Raw genomic sequence first — 19,310 nt, 5'->3', positions numbered from 1 at the left:
TTACTGCCCCGCTGTCAGCAGGGTTTCGACCTGCGCCAAGCGCTCCAGCGTGCCGACATCAATCCAGCGTCCCGCCATGTGTTCCCCCGTTACCAGACCTTTGGCCATGGCTGCCCGCAGCAGCGGCGCCAGCTTGAAGGCACCCGCACTGCAACCCTCGAACAGCTTGGGGTCGAGCACTGAAATGCCACTGAAGGTCAGGTTATCGGCACCGGGCGCTGCATCATGAAGCAAACCTTGATCAAGGTAGAAATCACCGCCCGAAGGGTGATGGGCCGGGTTGTCGACCATCACCAGATGAGCCAGGCCCTTGAGCGGCTGCTGGAGCTGGGTAAAGTCGTAGTCGGTCCAGATATCGCCATTGACCACCAGGAAGGGTTCATCCCCCAGCAACGGCAATGCCTGGAAAATCCCACCGCCGGTTTCCAGCGGCTCGCCTTCGGGGGAGTAACGGATACGCAAGCCAAACTGCGCGCCGTCCCCCAGGTAGCTTTCGATCTGCTGGCCCAGCCAGGCATGGTTGATCACGATATCGGTGAAGCCGGCCTTGGCCAGAGCCTCCAGGTGATACTCGATCAGGCGCTTGCCGCCGGCCTGCACCAGTGGCTTGGGCGTGTGCAAGGTCAGCGGGCGCATCCGCTCGCCCTTGCCCGCGGCCAGGATCATCGCCTTCATACACGGGCCTCGGCGGGGTGGCGCAGGCTGGCGAGCAACTCACCCAGCTCACTCAGCTCCGGACGGTCCGCCAGCACTGCTTCTATATAAGCAAAGAAGCGCGGCACGTCAGCCAGGTAGCGAGGTTTGCCGTCACGATGGCAAATGCGCGCGAAGATACCGATGACCTTGAGGTGACGCTGCACGCCCATCAGGTCGCTAGCGCGCAGGAAATCGTCGAAGTTCGCCTGCACCGGAATGCCCAGTTGCCCCGCACGCTCCCAATAGCCGCGCTGCCATTCCCGCACGCGGGTCTTGGGCCAGCTGAGGAAGGCGTCCTTGAACAGGCAGGTGATGTCATAGGTGACCGGCCCGTAGACCGCATCCTGGAAATCCAGCACGCCGGGGTTGGGCTCGCTGATCATCAGGTTGCGCGGCATATAGTCGCGATGCACCAACACTTTTGGCTGCGCCAGGGCGCTGTCGATCAGGTGATCACTGACCCGCTGCCAAAGCGCTTGCTGCTGCGTATCCAGTTCGATACCCAGGTGCCGGCGCACGTACCACTCTGGAAACAATTCCAACTCGCGGCGCAGCAAAGCGACGTCATAGCTGGGCAGCGGCGCATCCATTGGCAATTGCTGGAAGGCCAGCAAGGCGTCGATGGCATCGGCAAACAATTGATCGGCGTTTTTGTCGTCAATCACGTCCAGATAGGTTTTTCTGCCCAGGTCATTGAGCAAAAGAAAGCCACGCGGCAAATCTTCTGCGTAAATTTTTGGAACATTTATTCCTGACTTTGCCAGCAAATGTGCGATATCGACGAAAGGTTTGCAGTTTTCCTGGGGGGGCGGAGCGTCCATGACCACGAAGGTCCGGTCGCCGCCTTCCCAACGGAAGTAGCGCCTGAAACTCGCGTCGCTGCTGGCCGCGGTCAATGTGGCCGGGGGTACGGCACCCCAGCCTTGAGCGTTGAAAAGGATCGGCAACTGCTCATCCAGCCAGACTTCCAGCTGTTGTAAACGTAGATCTTGCTCGGGCATTACAAGGGTCTCCGACGGCGCTAGCCGTCAAGCGGGGCATGCTTTATTATCACGCATCTTTTTCAGACCATCGAGAGGCGTGCGGCCCAAACCGCGGGCAGATGGCACGCAGGAAGCCCGGACTAATAAGATGGCATTGAAATCCCCCGCGTTTCGTAGAAAATTTCCGTTGCTGGTAACCGGCAGTCTGCTGGTCTTGCAACCCTTCGCCACCTCATTCGTGGTCGCCGCGGAACAGTATGACTGCTCAGTCTCTGCTTCGGGTGCCTGGGATTGCGCGCCGAAAACCGCCGCAGCCCCGCTACCACCGCGCCCGGTGCATGATGGCGCCGCCATCAGCTCCGCCAACAGCACGGCGCAGACCGATGCTGGCGGCAATGCCGAGGCCGAGCCCAAGACCGCATTGGTCACCGAATCCAAGGGCCGTGGCCTGCGCTCGCGCAGCGCCGACTATAGCCACCTGGACTGGGTACCGCGTGACAAGCTGACCGCAGCGCAACTGGCCGAAACCGGCCCGTACTGCGGCGGTGCGTACATCGAGCCGACTCGTCCTGGCATGAACGACAAGACGAACAAGAGCGATGCGCCCACCTTCATCGGCGCCAAGGCCTCGCGTTACGAGCAGGAACAGCAAGTCGCGACCCTGGCCGGTGACGTGGTCATGCGCCAGGGCAGCATGCAGTTGGAATCTGAAGAAGCCAGCCTGTACCAGGCCGAGAACCGTGGCGAGCTGAACGGCAAGGTCCGTCTGCGCGACAACGGTGCGCTGATCGTGGGCGACCACGCCGAAGTGCAACTCGACACCGGCGCGGCCCAGATCGACAACGCCGAATACGTGCTGCACAAGTCGCGCATCCGCGGTAACGCGCTGTACGCCAAGCGTGCTGAAAACGCGATCATCCGCCTCAAGGACGGTACGTACACCACCTGCGAGCCAGACAGCAACGCCTGGCAGCTCAGGGGCAACAACATCACGTTGAACCCGGCCACCGGTTTCGGTACCGCCACCAACGCGACGTTGCGGATCAAGAACATCCCGATCCTCTACACCCCTTACATCTATTTCCCGATCGACGACCGTCGTCAATCCGGCTTCCTGCCGCCAAGCTTCAGCACCGGCAGCGAAACCGGCTTCACTCTGGTGACTCCGTACTACTTCAACCTGGCGCCCAACTACGACGCCACGTTGTACCCGCAATACATGACCAAGCGCGGCTTGTTGATGGAAGGCGAATTCCGCTACCTCACCAAATCCAGCGAAGGCCAGTTCGGCGGCGCGTACCTGAACGACGACAACGACGAACGCAAAAAGCAAACCGATTACGAAAAAACCCGTTACATGCTCAATTGGCAGCACAAGGGTGGGTTGGATTCGCGTGTACTCACCCAGGTTGACTACACCAAGATCAGCGATCCTTACTACTTCCAGGATCTCAAGTCCTATCAGGAAGGCGTCGAGAGCCGCGACTACATCAACCAGCAGGGTTCGGTGACTTATCGCGGTGACAGCTTCCAGGCTCGCTTGAACCTGCAGGCCTACCAGTTGGCAACGATTTCCCAGGTCACTCCGTATGACCGCCTGCCGCAGATCACCTTCAACGGTACGCTGCCGTACCATCCGGGTGGCCTGAACTTCAGCTACGAGACCGAAGCCGTGCGTTTCGATCGCGACCTGGAGAACGGTAACTTCATCAATGAGAACGGTGACTCCGAAGCCCGCCTGGACACCTACGTCCGCGGCCTGACCCGTGCCAACGGCACGCGTCTGAACGTAGCGCCAGCCGTCGAATACCCGATGAACTGGACCTACGGCTTCATCACGCCGAAGCTCAAGTACGTGTACACCAAGTATGACTTGGACCTGGACAACATCGGCAAGAACCAGATCATTGCCGACCAGGCCGCAGCAGCCAGGAACGGTACCCAGTACGCCGGTGGTACCTTCAAAAGCTCCCAGGACCGTGCGGTTCCGATTGCCAGCGTAGACAGCGGCCTGTACTTCGACCGCAACACCAACTGGTTCGGCAAAGATTATCGCCAGACCCTTGAGCCGCGTGCGTTCTACCTGTACGTACCGAACAAGGACCAGGCTGATATCCCAGTCTTCGACACCAGCGAATACTCGTTCAGCTACGCGTCGCTGTTCCGCGATAACCGCTTCAGCGGCACCGACCGTATCGGCGACGAGAACAAGCTATCCCTTGGCTTGACCAGCCGCTGGATCGAAGAGAACGGCTTCGAGCGTCAGCGCGTATCCGTCGGCCAGGCCGTGTACTTCAAGGACCGTGAAGTTCAACTGCCGGGTATCCTGGCGGCTGACCGTGCCGATGCACAGTCGGATGTTTCGCCGGTTGCCCTGGACTACGAGTTCCGCTTCAACCGTGACTGGCGCGCCACTGCCGACTACAACTGGGACACCGAGGAACACAGCCCTCGTTCCGGCAGCGCGATGCTTCACTACCAGCCGGAAGACAACCCGAACAAGATCATCAACGTCGGTTATCGCTATCGTAACGACCAGGTCGTCTACAACCAGCTGACCGGCAAATGGCAGTTCGGTGGTGACTATGGCCAGCCAGGCGATCCGAACTTCGTGAAGGATTACTACAAAATCCAGCAACACGACTTCTCGATGATGTGGCCGATCATTCCTCAGTGGAACCTGATCACCCGCTGGCAGTATGACTACGCTCGCAACCGTACCCTGGAAGCCTTCGGTGGTTTCGAGTACGACAACTGCTGCTGGAAACTGCGCGTCATCAACCGTTACTGGGTTTCCAACGACGAATACAGCCAGATCGCCCCGCTTAACGAAAAGGGTGACCACGGGCTCTTCTTCCAGATCGTCCTCAAAGGACTCGGCGGCCTGACCGGCGCCAAGGTAGAGAGCTTCCTCGACAAAGGCATTGAAGGTTATCGTGAACGTGAAGACCAAGCTTTCTGATTGTCTGCGCCCGCTAGTGCTGGGCGCACTGTTCCTGGGTACCGCATCGGCGCACGCTGCGGTTCAAGAACTGGATAAGGTAGTGGCCATCGTCGATAACGACGTGATCATGCAGAGCCAACTGGACCAGCGCGTCAAGGAAGTCCAGCAAACCATCGCCAAACGTGGCGGTGGCGTGCCACCGACCAGCGTCCTGGACCAGCAGGTACTCGAGCGTTTGATCGTCGAGAACCTGCAACTGCAGATCGGCGATCGTTCCGGCATCCGTATTTCGGACGAAGAACTGAACCAGGCCGTGGGCACCATTGCCCAGCGCAACAACATGAGCATCGACCAGTTCCGTGCAGCCTTGGCCCACGACGGTTTGTCCTATGAGGACGCCCGTGACCAGATCCGCCGTGAAATGATCATCAGCCGTGTGCGTCAGCGCCGTGTGGCCGAGCGGGTTCAGGTGTCCGAGCAGGAGGTTAAAAACTTCCTGGCGTCGGACCTGGGCAAGATGCAGCTTTCCGAAGAACTGCACCTGGCCAACATCCTGATCCCGACACCGGACAGCGCCAACTCCGAGCAGCTCAATGCAGCGGCCGCCAAGACCCAGGCTATCTATGATCGCTTGAAGGCAGGTGCCGACTTCGCCCAAATGGCGATCGCCCAGTCCGGTAGCGACAACGCACTGGAAGGCGGCGACATGGGCTGGCGTAAAGCGGCTCAATTGCCTCCTCCGTTCGACCGCGAGCTGAGCGCAATGGAAGTGGGTGGCATCACCCAACCTGCGCGCACACCGGGTGGCTTCATCATCCTGAAGCTCCTGGAAAAACGTGGCGGCGAGACGTCGCTCAAGGATGAGGTGCACGTTCGCCACATCCTGGTCAAACCAAGCGAAATTCGCACCGAAGCCCAAACCAAGGAACTGGCCCAGAAGATCTATGACCGCATCCAGAGCGGTGAAGACTTCGCCACCCTGGCCAAGAGCTTCTCGGAAGACCCGGGTTCTGCCCTCAACGGCGGCGACCTGAACTGGATCGATCCGAAAGCGCTGGTGCCGGAGTTCCAACAGGTGATGGCCGATACCCCGCAGGGCGTATTGTCCAAGCCGTTCAAAACCCAATATGGCTGGCATGTGCTGGAAGTCCTTGGCCGTCGCGCCACCGACAACACCAACCAGGCCCGCGAGCAACAAGCGCTGAACGTACTGCGTAACCGCAAATACGACGAAGAGCTGCAAACCTGGCTGCGTCAGATCCGCGACGAAGCCTATGTTGAGAACAAGCTGCCAGGCGCCCAGACAGGCACCGACCAGGCAGCGCAGTGAAACCCCAGCGTTTCGCGGTAACACCCGGCGAGCCGGCCGGCATTGGTCCTGACCTGTGCCTGCTGCTCGCCTCGCAACCCCAGCCACACCCCCTGATTGCCATTACCAGCCGCGACCTGCTCCTTGAGCGGGCCGCGCAGCTGGGTGTGGTTGTCACACTGCTGGACACAGCGCCTGGCAACTGGCCCGATCTGCCCGCCCCGGCAGGCAGCCTGTATGTGTGGGACACCCCGCTGCAGGCCAACGTGGTCGCCGGGCAACTGAACAAAGCCAACGCGGCGTTCGTGCTGGAAACCCTCACTCGCGCCGGGCAAGGCTGCATCGATGGCGACTTCGCCGGCATGATCACTGCGCCCGTGCACAAAGGCGTGATCAACGAGTCCGGCATCGCTTTTTCGGGCCACACCGAGTTCCTCGCCGAGCTGACCCACACCGAACAAGTCGTCATGATGCTGGCCACGCGTGGCCTTCGGGTCGCCTTGGTGACCACGCACCTGCCGCTGCGCGAGATTGCCGATGCCATCACCGTCGAGCGGGTGGAACGCGTCACGCGGATCCTACACGCCGACCTGCAGCAGAAATTCGGCATCGCCCAACCGCGCATCCTGGTTTGCGGGCTCAACCCCCACGCCGGCGAAGGCGGCCACTTGGGCCATGAAGAAATCGACATCATCGAACCCACCCTGGAGCGTCTGCGCCAAGAAGGCATGGACCTGCGCGGCCCACTGCCTGCGGACACTCTGTTTACCCCCAAATATCTGGAGCACTGCGACGCAGTGCTGGCGATGTACCATGACCAGGGGCTGCCGGTGCTTAAATACAAAGGCTTCGGCGCCGCAGTCAACGTGACACTGGGCCTGCCGATCATCCGCACCTCCGTCGACCATGGCACTGCCCTGGACCTGGCGGGCAGCGGCAAGATCGATACCGGTAGCCTGCACGTGGCCCTGGAAACCGCCTATCAGATGGCCGAGACCCGTTTATGACTGAGCATTACCAACACCGGGCGCGCAAGCGCTTCGGGCAAAACTTCCTGCACGACGCTGGCGTGATCGACCGCATCCTTCGTTCCATCCATGCCAAGCCTGAGGACCGTCTGCTGGAAATCGGCCCGGGCCAGGGCGCACTGACGCAAGGCCTGCTGGCCAGCGGCGGCCAACTCGACGTGGTGGAATTGGACAAGGACCTGATCCCGATCCTCAACCAGCAGTTCGCCGGCAAGCCCAACTTCAACCTGCATCAGGGTGATGCGCTGAAGTTCGACTTCAACACCCTCAATGCCGCGCCCAACAGCCTGCGTGTGGTGGGTAACCTGCCGTACAACATCTCCACGCCGCTGATTTTCCACCTGCTGAACAACGCCGGCATCATCCGCGACATGCACTTCATGCTGCAAAAGGAAGTCGTGGAACGTCTGGCCGCGGGTCCTGGTGGTGGTGATTGGGGCCGCCTGTCGATCATGGTTCAGTACCACTGCCGCGTCGAACACCTGTTCAACGTCGGCCCTGGCGCGTTCAACCCGCCGCCGAAGGTCGACTCGGCCATCGTGCGCCTGGTGCCACATGCCGTGCTGCCACACCCGGCCAAGGACCATAAGCTGCTGGAGCGCGTGGTGCGCGAAGCCTTCAACCAGCGCCGCAAGACCCTACGCAACACGCTCAAGGCGCTGCTGAGCAATGCCGAAATCGAAGCCGCTGGCGTCGATGGCGGCCTGCGCCCCGAGCAACTGGACCTGGCCGCCTTTGTGCGCCTGGCCGACCAGTTGGCCATCCAGCCTGCGCCAGCCGCAGACTGACAGCGCCAGGCAAGGCCAGACACATGTCTGGCCTAGTGCCCTCCTCTTGGCCTAGACTGACCCGCATCTGCTGTCCTCCGCTTTTAAGGCCTCTTGCATGTCCGATCCTCGCTACCAGATCGACGTCAGCGTCGTCACCCGCTTCCTGGCGGACCAATCCCAACCTGAACACAACCGCTTCGCCTTTGCCTACACCATCACGGTGAAAAACAACGGGCTGGTGCCGGCCAAGCTGCTGTCGCGCCACTGGGTAATCACCGACGGTGACGGTCAGGTCGAAGAAGTGCGCGGCGCCGGTGTGGTGGGCCAGCAACCGTTGATCGACAGTGGCGCCAGCCATACCTACAGCAGCGGCACGGTAATGACCTCCAAAGTCGGCACCATGCAGGGCTCGTATCAGATGAAAGCCACCGACGGCCAACTGTTCGACGCCATCATCAAGCCCTTCCGCCTTGCCGTGCCGGGAGCCCTGCACTGATGGCGACGTACGCGGTCGGCGACCTGCAAGGTTGCCTGGAGCCGCTCAAGTGCCTGCTCGAGCGCGTGGCCTTCGACCCGGCCAAGGATCGCCTGTGGCTGGTCGGTGACCTGGTCAATCGCGGCCCGGAATCCTTGGAGACGCTGCGCTACTTATATAGCCTGCGCGACACCCTGGTGTGCGTATTAGGCAACCACGACCTGCACCTGCTGGCAGCCGCCAATAACATCGAGCGCCTGAAAAAGGGCGATACCCTGCGGGAAATCCTCGAAGCGCCGGATCGCGCCGAACTGCTCGACTGGCTGCGCCGGCAGAAAATCATGCATTACGACGAAGCCCGCAACATGGCCCTGGTCCATGCAGGCATCCCGCCGCAATGGACACTGAAGAAAGCCCTCAAGTGCGCCGCCGAAGTCGAAAGCGCCCTGGCCGATGACAACCTCTATACCGCCTACCTCGACGGCATGTACGGCAACGAGCCGGTGAAGTGGGACAATGACCTCAGCGGCGTCACACGCCTGCGGGTCATCACCAACTACTTCACGCGCATGCGCTTCTGTACCGCCGAAGGCAAGCTCGACCTCAAGAGCAAGGAAGGCGCCGACACTGCGCTGCCGGGCTACAAGCCGTGGTTCGCTCACAAAGAGCGCAAGACCCGTGACACCAAGGTCATTTTTGGCCATTGGGCGGCCCTTGAGGGCAAGTGCGATGAACCCGGCGTGTTCGCCCTCGACACCGGTTGCGTATGGGGCGGCGCCATGACCCTGATGAACATCGACACCGGCGAGCGTTATAGCTGCCAGTGCGAATCCCCTCTTCCCGTTACACTGCCGGCTACTGCCAAGCCATAGGAGCCCGCCATGAGCGAATTCAAACGTATCCCCCCCGAACAAGCCCAGGCCCTGCGCGAGCAAGGCGCCGTGGTTGTCGACATCCGTGACCAGCCGACTTATGCGGCCGCCCACATCACTGGCGCCCAGCACCTGGACAACGTCAACATCGCCGATTTCATCCGCGCCGCCGACCTCGACGCGCCGGTAATCGTGGCCTGTTATCACGGCAACTCCAGCCAGAGCGCGGCAGCCTATCTGATCAGCCAGGGCTTCTCCGACGTCTACAGCCTGGACGGCGGCTTTGAACTGTGGCGTACGACTTATCCTGCGGAAATTTCTTCGGGCAATTCGCAATAATTTTTTTCACACCCCGCTACCCCGCGTGACGCTTGGGCTCGCGCCGTTTCTGACGAACGGCGCAGCCAAACTAATTGCGCATCGCGCCTTGACCTCTCCGATTCCGAACTATCCTTAAGCGCAGGCCATCCGAATCAGGGGAGAGCCGGTACACCGGCGTGCGGGTCATCGGTAGCGTTTCAGGGTGTTCTGGGGGGAAAACGGCCATTGGCGTCTGCCAATGTCTGCCAGCATCGACTGATTGATCCGGCGTCGGCTCCACGTATCGAGCGAGGTGACGACGTCATGAGTATATTCAGCCACTTCCAACAACGCTTCGCATCCACACAGCAGGAAGAACTCACGCTGCAAGAGTATCTCGAGCTGTGCAAACAGGATCGCAGCACCTACGCGTCTGCCGCCGAACGCTTGCTGCTGGCAATTGGCGAGCCGGAGCTGATAGACACCTCGAACAATTCGCGCCTGTCGCGAATATTCTCCAACAAGGTGATCCGCCGCTATCCGGCCTTTGAAGACTTCCATGGGATGGAAGAATGCATCGACCAGATCGTCTCCTACTTCCGCCATGCTGCCCAAGGCCTGGAAGAGAAGAAGCAGATCCTCTACCTGCTCGGCCCCGTCGGCGGTGGTAAATCGTCCCTGGCCGAAAAGCTCAAACAACTGATCGAGAAGGTGCCCTTCTACGCCATCAAGGGCTCGCCGGTCTTCGAGTCGCCTTTGGGGCTGTTCAACGCCACGGAAGATGGCGCGATCCTCGAAGAAGACTTCGGCATCCCGCGCCGCTACCTCAACACCATCATGTCGCCCTGGGCCACCAAACGCCTGGCTGAGTTCGGCGGTGACATCAGCCAGTTCCGCGTGGTCAAGCTCTACCCATCGATCCTCAACCAGATCGGCGTGGCCAAGACCGAACCGGGCGACGAGAACAACCAGGACATCTCGGCGCTGGTGGGCAAGGTCGATATCCGCAAGCTCGAAGAATTCCCACAGAACGACGCCGACGCCTACAGCTACTCGGGCGCGCTGTGCCGGGCCAACCAGGGCCTGATGGAGTTCGTGGAGATGTTCAAGGCACCGATCAAGGTGCTGCACCCACTGCTCACCGCCACCCAGGAAGGTAACTACAACAGTACCGAAGGCCTGGGGGCGATTCCGTTCACCGGGATCCTGCTGGCGCACTCCAACGAGTCGGAGTGGCACACCTTCCGCAACAACAAGAACAACGAAGCGTTCATCGACCGGATCTACATCGTCAAGGTGCCGTACTGCCTGCGGGTCAGTGATGAAATCAAGATCTACGATAAATTGCTGTTCAACAGCTCCTTGGCCAAGGCCCATTGCGCACCCGACACCTTGAAGATGCTCGCCCAGTTCACCGTGCTGTCGCGCCTCAAGGAGCCGGAGAACTCGAACATCTATTCGAAGATGCGCGTGTACGACGGCGAAAACCTCAAGGACACCGATCCCAAGGCCAAATCGATCCAGGAGTACCGCGACACCGCCGGTGTGGATGAAGGCATGAACGGTCTGTCGACGCGTTTTGCGTTCAAGATCCTGTCCAAGGTCTTCAACTTCGACCCACACGAGATTGCGGCCAACCCGGTGCACCTGCTTTACGTGCTGGAACAGCAGATCGAACAGGAACAATTCCAGGCCGAAACCCGCGAACGTTACCTGCGTTTCCTCAAGGAATACCTGGCACCGCGCTACATCGAGTTCATCGGCAAGGAAATCCAGACCGCGTACCTGGAGTCCTACAGCGAGTACGGCCAGAACATCTTCGACCGCTACGTGCTGTACGCCGACTTCTGGATTCAGGACCAGGAATACCGCGACCCGGAAACCGGCGAGATCCTCAACCGCGTGGCCCTCAACGAGGAACTCGAAAAAATCGAGAAACCGGCCGGCATCAGCAATCCGAAGGATTTCCGCAACGAAATCGTCAACTTCGTGCTGCGCGCCCGCGCCAACAACAACGGCAAAAACCCGACCTGGCTCAGCTACGAGAAGCTGCGCGTGGTCATCGAGAAAAAAATGTTCTCCAACACCGAGGACCTGCTGCCGGTCATCAGCTTCAACGCCAAGGCCAGCAAGGAGGATCAGCAAAAACACAACGACTTCGTCACACGCATGGTCGAGCGCGGCTACACCGACAAACAGGTACGGCTGCTCTCCGAGTGGTACCTGCGGGTTCGCAAATCGCAGTAAGGCAGCGACAGGCGTGAACTGCCGGGCCACTGGCCTGGCAGCTGACCGCTTGTCTCTAAGCTTCCAGCTCGCGGCTTGAAGCTTGTAACGTGAAGCTGCCCGGAGGGCTCCCCATGAGCTATGTGATCGACCGACGCCTCAATGGCAAGAACAAGAGCACGGTAAACCGTCAGCGTTTCCTGCGGCGTTACCGTGACCACATCAAAAAGGCCGTCGAAGAGGCCGTCAGCCGCCGCTCCATCACGGACATGGAGCATGGCGAGCAAATCAGCATTCCCGGACGGGACATCGACGAACCGGTGCTGCACCATGGCCGGGGCGGCAAACAGACCGTCGTGCACCCCGGCAACAAGGAATTCACCACCGGTGAACATATCCAGCGCCCCCAAGGCGGGGGCGGCGGTAAAGGCCCGGGCAAAGCGGGTAATTCCGGCGAAGGCATGGATGAGTTCGTGTTCCAGATCACCCAGGAAGAATTCCTCGAATTCATGTTCGAAGACCTGGAACTGCCCAACCTGGTCAAACGCAACCTGACCGGCACCGACACCTTCAAGACCGTTCGCGCCGGGATCAGCAATGAAGGCAACCCGTCCCGGATCAACATCATCCGTACCCTGCGCTCGGCCCATGCCCGGCGTATCGCCCTATCGGGCAGCAGTCGCGCCAAGTTGAAGGAGGCCAAGGAAGAATTGGCGCGCCTGAAGCGCGAAGAACCGGACAACTTCGGCGATATCCAGGAAATCGAGGCAGAAATCGAGAAACTCAGCGCGCGCATCCACCGCGTGCCGTTCCTCGACACCTTTGACTTGAAGTACAACCTGCTGGTCAAACAACCCAACCCCAGCTCCAAGGCGGTGATGTTCTGCCTGATGGACGTGTCAGGCTCCATGACCCAAGCCACCAAGGACATCGCCAAGCGCTTCTTCATCCTGTTGTACCTGTTCCTGAAGCGCAATTACGACAAGATCGACGTTGTGTTCATCCGCCACCACACCAGCGCGCGGGAAGTCGACGAAGAGGAATTTTTCTATTCGCGGGAAACCGGCGGCACCATCGTTTCCAGCGCCTTGAAGCTGATGCAGGAGATCATGGCCGAGCGCTACCCGGCCAACGAATGGAACATCTACGCCGCCCAGGCCTCGGACGGTGATAACTGGAACGACGACTCGCCGATCTGCCGCGACATCCTGATCAATCAGATCATGCCGTTCGTGCAGTACTACACCTATGTTGAAATCACCCCCCGTGAGCACCAGGCCCTGTGGTTCGAATACGAGCGCATCGGCGAAGCCTTTGCCGACACGTTCGCCCAGCAGCAACTGGTCTCGGCCGGCGATATCTACCCGGTCTTCCGTGAACTCTTCCAGCGCAGGTTAGTGACATGACCGCCAAAAAAGAGCAAAGACGCCAACCGATCTCCACGGGTTCCGAGTGGACCTTTGAACTGATCCAGGCCTATGACCGGGAAATCAGCCGCATTGCGGCGGGTTATGCCCTGGACACCTATCCCAACCAGATTGAGGTGATTACCGCCGAACAGATGATGGATGCCTACGCCTCGGTCGGCATGCCGCTGGGTTATCACCATTGGTCCTACGGCAAACACTTTCTCAGCACCGAGAAGTCCTATACCCGGGGCCAGATGGGCCTGGCGTACGAAATCGTGATCAACTCCGACCCGTGCATCGCCTACCTGATGGAAGAGAACACCATCTGCATGCAGGCGTTGGTAGTGGCGCATGCCTGCTATGGGCATAACAGCTTCTTCAAGGGCAACTACCTGTTCCGCACCTGGACCGACGCCAGTTCGATCATCGATTACCTGGTGTTCGCCAAGCAGTACATCATGCAATGCGAAGAGCGCCACGGCATTGATGCGGTGGAAGACCTGCTCGATTCATGCCATGCGCTGATGAACTACGGCGTCGACCGCTACAAACGCCCGTATCCGATCTCCGCCGAGGAAGAACGCCTGCGCCAGAAGGAGCGCGAGGAACACCTGCAGAAGCAGATCAACGACCTGTGGCGCACCATTCCGAAAAAAACCGGCAAGAACAGCGATAAGGACAATGCACGCTTCCCCGCCGAACCTCAGGAAAACATCCTGTATTTCCTGGAAAAACATGCGCCGCTGTTGGAACCCTGGCAGCGTGAAATCGTGCGTATCGTGCGTAAGATCGCCCAGTACTTTTATCCACAGCGCCAGACCCAGGTGATGAACGAAGGTTGGGCCACGTTCTGGCACTACACACTGATGAACGACCTGTACGACGAAGGCCTGGTGACCGACGGTTTCATGATGGAGTTCCTCACCTCCCACACCAGCGTGGTGTTCCAGCCCGGCTTCGACAGCCCTTACTACAACGGCATCAACCCCTATGCCCTGGGCTTCGCCATGTACCGCGACATCCGGCGCATGTGTGAACACCCCACCGAGGAGGACCGCCGCTGGTTCCCGGAAATCGCCGGCAGCGATTGGCTGTCCACCATCAAGTTCGCCATGAGCAGCTTCAAGGATGAGAGTTTTATCCTGCAGTACCTGTCGCCGCAGGTGATTCGCGACCTGAAACTGTTCAGCATTCTCGATGATGACCTCAAGGATGACCTGGTGGTACCGGCCATCCACGATGAACCCGGCTACCGCACCATCCGCGAAACCCTGGCGGCGCAGTACAACCTGGGCAACCGCGAGCCCAACGTGCAGATCTACAACATCGATGTGCGCGGCGACCGCTCGCTGACCTTGCGTCACCAGCAGCACGACCGCAAACCCCTGGGCGAGTCCACCGAGGAAGTGCTCAAGCACCTGCACCGGTTGTGGGGCTTCGATATTCACCTGGAAACCTTGCAGGGCGATCAGGTGATGAAGACTCATCATGTGCCACCGCGCAGCGATCACAACGACAACGACTATGGCCGCCTGGACCTGGCCGTCGTTCACCTCTGAAGCAGCAAAGCCTCCATTAGCCAGGCACAGGCGGTATCCTGTGCCGCTAATGGAGGCTTTTTCATGAAAATCTACAAAGTCGGTGGTGCGGTGCGGGATCGCCTGCTGGGCATCCCGGTCACCGATATTGACCGTGTTGTGGTCGGCGCCACGGCCGAAGAGATGCTCGCCTTGGGCTATAAGCCGGTGGGTTCGGACTTCCCGGTGTTCCTCGACCCGAATAATGGCGACGAGTACGCCCTGGCCCGCACCGAACGCAAGAGCGGCCGGGGTTATGGTGGCTTTGTGTTCCACGCCAGCCCCGACGTCACACTGGAAGAAGATCTGATTCGCCGCGACCTGACCATTAATGCTATGGCGGAAGACGACGACGGTAACTTGACCGACCCTTATCACGGTCAGCGAGATCTTGAAGCCCGCGTTCTGCGCCATGTTTCTCCGGCATTCGCCGAAGATCCCCTGCGAGTGTTGCGTGTTGCACGCTTCGCCGCACGTTACGCGGCACTGGGGTTTACCGTCGCATCAGAAACACTTGAACTGATGCGCCAGCTCAGCGAATCCGGCGAACTGGAGGCGCTGACGCCCGAGCGCAGTTGGAAAGAAATCTCCCGCGCACTGATGGAAGACCAACCCCACGTGTTCATCCAGGTACTGCGCGACTGCGATGCACTGAAAACCTTGATGCCAGAGGTGAATGCCCTGTTCGGCGTCCCACAACCCGAAGCCCATCACCCAGAAATCGACACCGGCATCCACACCTTGAGCGTGCTGGAGCAAGCGGCCTTGCACCAGCAGCCCCTTACGGTGCGCTGGGCCTGCCTGCTGCACGACCTGGGCAAAGGCACGACGCCTGTGGATAAGTTGCCGCAGCACATCGCCCATGAACAGAGGGGTTTGAAGCTGATCAAGGCCGTCAACGAACGCTTCAAGGTGCCAAGGGATTGCCAGGAGTTGGCGTTGCTGGTGGGCCAGTATCACACCCACGGTCATCGTGCACTGGAGCTGAAAGCCTCGACATTGCTGGAGTTGCTGCAAAGCTTCGACGTTTACCGTCGGCCGCAGCGCTTTGAAGAATTCGTGGTCGCTTGCGAAATGGACGCCCGGGGGCGCAAGGGTCTGGAGCAGAGAAGTTATCCACAAGCGGATTACTTGCGCGGGGCCGCGAAGGTTGCCCGCGAAGTCGCGGTGGCGCCTTTGCTGGAGAAAGGCTTCAAAGGCCCGGAACTGGGCGAAGCGCTCAAGCGCGAAAGGCTCAAGGCCCTAAAAATCTACAAAGAAAGCCACGCACTGTAGGAGCCCGGCTTGCCGGCGATAGCGACCTCAGGAACGCCATCGCCGGCAAGCCAGCTCCTACAGGAGAATGTTCGGCGTGAGTTGCTGGCCTTGCCATTCAAATGCGACAGGCGCCAGCACCTGATCGATCTGCGCATCACGCCACAACTCGGCCAGCGTCTTGCCCACCTCAGGATGCACACGCTGCGGCGCCATCAACGACAGCGGCCACAGCACAAACGCGTTCTTGAGGATTTCTGCACGCGGCAGGATCAAACCATCGAAGTTACCCACCAGATCGCCATACAACAGCACATCGATATCCAGCGGCAAGCCCTTGCGATCCGGCGCATAACGACCATTATCCGCCTCGATGAATTTCAACCGGCGGTCCAACTCCATCAGCGACAGATCGGTGTAGGCCGACACCACCAGATTGAAGAACGGCCCGCTCTTGATGCCCACCGGCTGGCTTTCAAACACCGCTGAACAGCGCACATCCGTCAAAAAACCTGCCAGCGCATCCAGGCCAGCGCAGAGGTGAAACTCGCGCTCGATATTGCTGCCTAGACCTAGGTAAACCTGAGTTAGCGGCATCCGCGCTCGATCTCCACGCCCACACCCTTGGCCGCCGGTACGGCGCCTGGCTTGGTCAGCTTGAGGTGCAACCAGGGAATCTGGAATTCACTCATCAATACTTCGGCCAAGCGCTCGGCAAAGGTTTCCACCAGTTGGTACTGGGATTGCTCGGCAAAGGCCTGGATACGCACGGATACACTGGCGTAATCCAGCGCCAACGTCAGGTCATCACCGGCCGCGGCCGGGCGGTTATCCCAGGCGAAGCTCAGGTCCAGGCGCAGACATTGGCGGATTCCGCGCTCCCAGTCGTAGGCCCCGATCACGGTGTCGACTTCCAGGCCTTCGATAAACACTCTGTCCAAGCACTCTTCTCCGCAGCACGACAAGGGCGCGATGCCCCGTTAGAATCAGGGCGTCCTCGCCCGGAATAGTTAGCATGTTTTGGTTACTGGCGATTTTCGCCTACCTGCTCGGCTCGCTGTCCTTCGCCATTTTGCTCAGCCGCCTGACGGGAAATCCCGACCCGCGAATGAGTGGCTCAGGCAATGCCGGCGCCACCAATATGTTGCGCCTGGCCGGCAAGAAACTCGCCGTACTGACGCTGCTGGGCGACCTGTGCAAGGGCCTGTTGCCCGTGCTGATCGCCAGCCTCGCCGGCCTGACCCTGCAACAGCAGGCCTGGATCGGCGTATGCGCGGTCCTCGGCCATCTGTTTCCCCTGTACTTTCGCTTTCGCGGTGGCAAAGGCGTCGCCACGGCAGCCGGCATGTTGCTGGGGATCTACCCGCCGGCGGCGTTGCTGGCCGTACTCGCCTGGCTGCTGACGTTCTACCTGACCCGCACCAGCTCGCTCGCCGCGCTGATCGCCACCCCGCTCACCCTGCCGCTACTGGCCTGGCAAGAACCGGCGGCACTGCTGCCGATGAGCGTGCTGACGCTGCTGATCGTCTGGCGCCACCGGGGCAATTTACGCGACCTGTTTGCCGGGCGCGAACGGCATTTTTAAATACCGTCGATGAGCCCGGCCCACCTTGCAGCCTTACAACGGCGACAACTGCTCCATCGGCCAGCGCGCCTGCACGCTGATTGCCAGGCTTTCGTGCTGCCCAGCCTGCAAGCGCTGGCAACCGGCATAGGCGATCATCGCGCCGTTGTCGGTGCAGAACTCGGGGCGAGCGTAGAACACGTCGCCCTTCATGTCGCCGAGCATTTTTTCCAGCGAAGTGCGCAAGGCCTTGTTGGCGCTGACGCCGCCTGCGATCACCAGGCGCTTCATGCCCGCCTGTTTCAGGGCGCGCTTGCACTTGACGGTCAAAGTCTCCACCACGGCCTGCTGGAACGCCAGAGCGATGTCGCAACGGGCTTGCTCGCTGTCGTCTCCGGCGCTGACGCTGTGCTGCCAGGTGTTCAGCGCATAGGTTTTCAAACCGCTGAAGCTGAACATCAGGCCAGGGCGATCGCACATCGGTCGCGGGAAGGTGTAGCGACCGACGACCCCTTTTTCGGCGAGACGGGCGATTTCCGGGCCACCGGGGTAATTGAGGCCCATCATCTTCGCGGTCTTGTCGAAGGCTTCACCGGCAGCATCGTCCAAGGATTCACCCAAAAGGGTGTATTGGCCGATTCCATCCACCTGAACCAACTGCGTATGGCCGCCTGAAACCAACAATGCGACGAACGGGAACTCTGGCGGTGTTTTTTCCAACATCGGTGCCAGTAAATGGCCTTCCATATGGTGCACGCCGAGGGCCGGAATGCCCCAGGCAAACGCCAGCGCCTGGGCGCAAGAGGCCCCAACCAGCAGGGCTCCGACCAATCCGGGGCCTGCGGTGTAGGCGATTGCATCGATCTCGGTCGGCACGCAGCCGGCTTCATCCAGCACCTGACGGATCAGGGGCAGCATGCGTTTGACGTGGTCACGGCTGGCCAGCTCCGGCACCACGCCACCATAGGCACGGTGCAGGTCGATCTGACTGAACAGCGCATCGGCCAAGAGCCCGCGTTCACTGTCGTAAAGTGCGACACCGGTTTCGTCGCAGGAGGTTTCAAGTCCCAGTACTAGCATGGGTTTGCGCCTTGTAGAGGCTGAATTCGAAGGCGCGCATAATAGTCGCCACTCCCCCTCCCGACTAGCGGTTTTCGATCAGAGGCTTTGCATTCCGGGCAATGAGGGGTTAACATCCGCAACCCTTAAAAACCGACGACCTCAGCCGCGAATTTTTTGCGACGAGAACGTTGATCCCGGTAATGAAAGAAGGTAGCTCTGGATGCCAGCCGTCAAAGTTAAAGAGAACGAACCCTTCGACGTAGCTCTGCGTCGTTTCAAGCGCTCCTGCGAAAAAGCCGGTGTACTGGCTGAAGTTCGTAGCCGCGAATTTTACGAGAAGCCAACTTCTGAGCGTAAGCGTAAAGCAGCAGCCGCTGTTAAGCGTCACGCCAAGAAAGTTCAGCGCGAACAGCGCCGCGCCGTTCGTCTGTACTAATACACAGACGTTCGTAGCAAGCTTCTGCCAAGCCCGGCCCTCAGCCGGGCTAATGGCATTTGCGGATATCGCTTGATGCTTCACTGTTGACGCCGCACATGCGACCGATACAACTGCTTCACACGTCAGGACTGGCTCTTTTGCCAGCGGTGCACGTCTCTTCTGACGAGCCTATCAAGGCTACTGACGAGCACACTTATTCTTCAAACAGGCGATCAACTGTATCGACTGTGCCCGACGATGAGCTTCCGAGGCCAACATTGGCCTAGACCGGATGCCGGGGCAACATTTCCATGCCAAAAACCTGATTGAAACTAACGTCAGTGAATGAACGGCAGATACACTTCCTGAATGCCCAAGCAGACAACTGATGAACAAGCCACGCACTGCGTGCGCTTGAGCAAT

General features: G+C 59.9%; 18 protein-coding genes. 13 read left to right on the top strand and 5 right to left on the bottom strand.

Annotated features, from left to right (window positions below):
- Both murU and HX793_RS23805 read right to left on the bottom strand, forming a co-directional pair.
- Nucleotides 1-675, bottom strand: coding sequence for an N-acetylmuramate alpha-1-phosphate uridylyltransferase MurU (murU, locus tag HX793_RS23810; RefSeq protein ID WP_016977881.1), 675 nt, complete (start codon nt 673-675; stop codon nt 1-3).
- The gene (locus HX793_RS23805; protein ID WP_016977880.1) at nt 672-1,697 is read right to left on the bottom strand and encodes an aminoglycoside phosphotransferase family protein; all 1,026 of its coding nucleotides are present in this window, start codon (nt 1,695-1,697) and stop codon (nt 672-674) included. The genes murU and HX793_RS23805 overlap by 4 nt, the downstream gene beginning before the upstream one ends.
- A 130-nt stretch (nt 1,698-1,827) precedes the next feature.
- Between HX793_RS23805 and HX793_RS23800 the strand changes: the two genes are divergently transcribed.
- The 11 genes from HX793_RS23800 to HX793_RS23750 all read left to right on the top strand — a co-directional run bounded on the left by HX793_RS23800 (nt 1,828) and on the right by HX793_RS23750 (nt 15,864).
- Nucleotides 1,828-4,641, top strand: coding sequence for an LPS-assembly protein LptD (locus HX793_RS23800; protein WP_177096545.1), 2,814 nt, complete (start codon nt 1,828-1,830; stop codon nt 4,639-4,641).
- On the top strand, nt 4,616-5,953 hold the full coding sequence (locus HX793_RS23795; protein WP_016977878.1) for a peptidylprolyl isomerase: 1,338 nt from the start codon (nt 4,616-4,618) through the stop codon (nt 5,951-5,953). Before HX793_RS23800 ends, HX793_RS23795 begins: the two co-directional genes overlap by 26 nt.
- Entirely contained in the window at nt 5,950-6,939 is a 990-nt protein-coding gene (gene pdxA, locus HX793_RS23790; RefSeq protein ID WP_177096547.1) for a 4-hydroxythreonine-4-phosphate dehydrogenase PdxA, read from the top strand. Before HX793_RS23795 ends, pdxA begins: the two co-directional genes overlap by 4 nt.
- Nucleotides 6,936-7,748, top strand: a complete 813-nt coding sequence (gene rsmA, locus HX793_RS23785) for a 16S rRNA (adenine(1518)-N(6)/adenine(1519)-N(6))-dimethyltransferase RsmA (protein ID WP_016977876.1) — start codon at nt 6,936-6,938, stop codon at nt 7,746-7,748. Before pdxA ends, rsmA begins: the two co-directional genes overlap by 4 nt.
- Before the next feature lie 97 nt (nt 7,749-7,845).
- Nucleotides 7,846-8,226 carry a Co2+/Mg2+ efflux facilitator ApaG/CorD gene (apaG, locus tag HX793_RS23780; RefSeq protein ID WP_003194726.1) on the top strand — a complete coding sequence of 127 codons (381 nt, stop codon included), beginning with the start codon at nt 7,846-7,848 and terminating at the stop codon, nt 8,224-8,226.
- Nucleotides 8,226-9,077 carry a symmetrical bis(5'-nucleosyl)-tetraphosphatase gene (locus tag HX793_RS23775; protein WP_177096549.1) on the top strand — a complete coding sequence of 284 codons (852 nt, stop codon included), beginning with the start codon at nt 8,226-8,228 and terminating at the stop codon, nt 9,075-9,077. The genes apaG and HX793_RS23775 overlap by 1 nt, the downstream gene beginning before the upstream one ends.
- A gap of 9 nt (nt 9,078-9,086) precedes the next feature.
- On the top strand, nt 9,087-9,416 hold the full coding sequence (gene glpE / locus HX793_RS23770; RefSeq protein WP_033898114.1) for a thiosulfate sulfurtransferase GlpE: 330 nt from the start codon (nt 9,087-9,089) through the stop codon (nt 9,414-9,416).
- A gap of 285 nt (nt 9,417-9,701) precedes the next feature.
- On the top strand, nt 9,702-11,624 hold the full coding sequence (locus tag HX793_RS23765) for a PrkA family serine protein kinase (protein ID WP_016977873.1): 1,923 nt from the start codon (nt 9,702-9,704) through the stop codon (nt 11,622-11,624).
- Nucleotides 11,625-11,737: 113 nt separating this feature from the next.
- Nucleotides 11,738-13,009, top strand: a complete 1,272-nt coding sequence (locus HX793_RS23760; protein WP_016977872.1) for a YeaH/YhbH family protein — start codon at nt 11,738-11,740, stop codon at nt 13,007-13,009.
- A complete protein-coding gene (locus tag HX793_RS23755) occupies nt 13,006-14,571 on the top strand; it encodes a SpoVR family protein (RefSeq protein ID WP_016977871.1) in 1,566 nt (521 codons plus the stop codon). Before HX793_RS23760 ends, HX793_RS23755 begins: the two co-directional genes overlap by 4 nt.
- A 63-nt stretch (nt 14,572-14,634) precedes the next feature.
- On the top strand, nt 14,635-15,864 hold the full coding sequence (locus HX793_RS23750; protein ID WP_016977870.1) for a multifunctional CCA addition/repair protein: 1,230 nt from the start codon (nt 14,635-14,637) through the stop codon (nt 15,862-15,864).
- A 57-nt stretch (nt 15,865-15,921) separates the two neighbouring features.
- Here the strand turns inward: HX793_RS23750 and folK are convergent, their stop codons facing one another.
- The gene (folK, locus tag HX793_RS23745) at nt 15,922-16,440 is read right to left on the bottom strand and encodes a 2-amino-4-hydroxy-6-hydroxymethyldihydropteridine diphosphokinase (RefSeq protein ID WP_177052763.1); all 519 of its coding nucleotides are present in this window, start codon (nt 16,438-16,440) and stop codon (nt 15,922-15,924) included.
- On the bottom strand, nt 16,431-16,784 hold the full coding sequence (folB, locus tag HX793_RS23740; RefSeq protein WP_133075364.1) for a dihydroneopterin aldolase: 354 nt from the start codon (nt 16,782-16,784) through the stop codon (nt 16,431-16,433). Before folB ends, folK begins: the two co-directional genes overlap by 10 nt.
- A gap of 74 nt (nt 16,785-16,858) precedes the next feature.
- Here folB and plsY point away from each other — a divergent pair, with 74 nt between their 5' ends.
- Nucleotides 16,859-17,428, top strand: coding sequence for a glycerol-3-phosphate 1-O-acyltransferase PlsY (plsY, locus tag HX793_RS23735; protein ID WP_016977867.1), 570 nt, complete (start codon nt 16,859-16,861; stop codon nt 17,426-17,428).
- Nucleotides 17,429-17,461: 33 nt separating this feature from the next.
- On the opposite strand, the gene tsaD is transcribed toward plsY, so the two are convergent.
- The gene (gene tsaD / locus HX793_RS23730) at nt 17,462-18,487 is read right to left on the bottom strand and encodes a tRNA (adenosine(37)-N6)-threonylcarbamoyltransferase complex transferase subunit TsaD (RefSeq protein ID WP_177052762.1); all 1,026 of its coding nucleotides are present in this window, start codon (nt 18,485-18,487) and stop codon (nt 17,462-17,464) included.
- Nucleotides 18,488-18,689: 202 nt separating this feature from the next.
- Between tsaD and rpsU the strand changes: the two genes are divergently transcribed.
- Nucleotides 18,690-18,905 (top strand): 30S ribosomal protein S21, encoded by a 216-nt coding sequence (gene rpsU / locus HX793_RS23725; protein WP_002551877.1) that lies wholly within the window; start codon nt 18,690-18,692, stop codon nt 18,903-18,905.
- Nucleotides 18,906-19,310 lie beyond the last annotated feature (405 nt).

Origin of the sequence: Pseudomonas reactans (assembly GCF_013387025.1) — a bacterium.
In the GTDB taxonomy this organism is placed as follows: Bacteria; Pseudomonadota; Gammaproteobacteria; order Pseudomonadales; family Pseudomonadaceae; genus Aquipseudomonas; species Aquipseudomonas reactans.
This window is presented reverse-complemented; position numbering and strand designations above follow the sequence as displayed.

Coding starts and splice junctions, on each gene's coding strand:
- HX793_RS23775 (WP_177096549.1), top strand. CDS start 8,226: ATGGCGACGTACGCGGTCGGCGACCTGCAAGGTTGCCTGGAGCCGCTC.
- rsmA (WP_016977876.1), top strand. CDS start 6,936: ATGACTGAGCATTACCAACACCGGGCGCGCAAGCGCTTCGGGCAAAAC.
- HX793_RS23765 (WP_016977873.1), top strand. CDS start 9,702: ATGAGTATATTCAGCCACTTCCAACAACGCTTCGCATCCACACAGCAG.
- rpsU (WP_002551877.1), top strand. CDS start 18,690: ATGCCAGCCGTCAAAGTTAAAGAGAACGAACCCTTCGACGTAGCTCTG.
- HX793_RS23755 (WP_016977871.1), top strand. CDS start 13,006: ATGACCGCCAAAAAAGAGCAAAGACGCCAACCGATCTCCACGGGTTCC.
- glpE (WP_033898114.1), top strand. CDS start 9,087: ATGAGCGAATTCAAACGTATCCCCCCCGAACAAGCCCAGGCCCTGCGC.
- murU (WP_016977881.1), bottom strand. CDS start 675: ATGAAGGCGATGATCCTGGCCGCGGGCAAGGGCGAGCGGATGCGCCCG.
- folK (WP_177052763.1), bottom strand. CDS start 16,440: ATGCCGCTAACTCAGGTTTACCTAGGTCTAGGCAGCAATATCGAGCGC.
- apaG (WP_003194726.1), top strand. CDS start 7,846: ATGTCCGATCCTCGCTACCAGATCGACGTCAGCGTCGTCACCCGCTTC.
- HX793_RS23760 (WP_016977872.1), top strand. CDS start 11,738: ATGAGCTATGTGATCGACCGACGCCTCAATGGCAAGAACAAGAGCACG.
- HX793_RS23750 (WP_016977870.1), top strand. CDS start 14,635: ATGAAAATCTACAAAGTCGGTGGTGCGGTGCGGGATCGCCTGCTGGGC.
- tsaD (WP_177052762.1), bottom strand. CDS start 18,487: ATGCTAGTACTGGGACTTGAAACCTCCTGCGACGAAACCGGTGTCGCA.
- plsY (WP_016977867.1), top strand. CDS start 16,859: ATGTTTTGGTTACTGGCGATTTTCGCCTACCTGCTCGGCTCGCTGTCC.
- HX793_RS23805 (WP_016977880.1), bottom strand. CDS start 1,697: ATGCCCGAGCAAGATCTACGTTTACAACAGCTGGAAGTCTGGCTGGAT.
- HX793_RS23800 (WP_177096545.1), top strand. CDS start 1,828: ATGGCATTGAAATCCCCCGCGTTTCGTAGAAAATTTCCGTTGCTGGTA.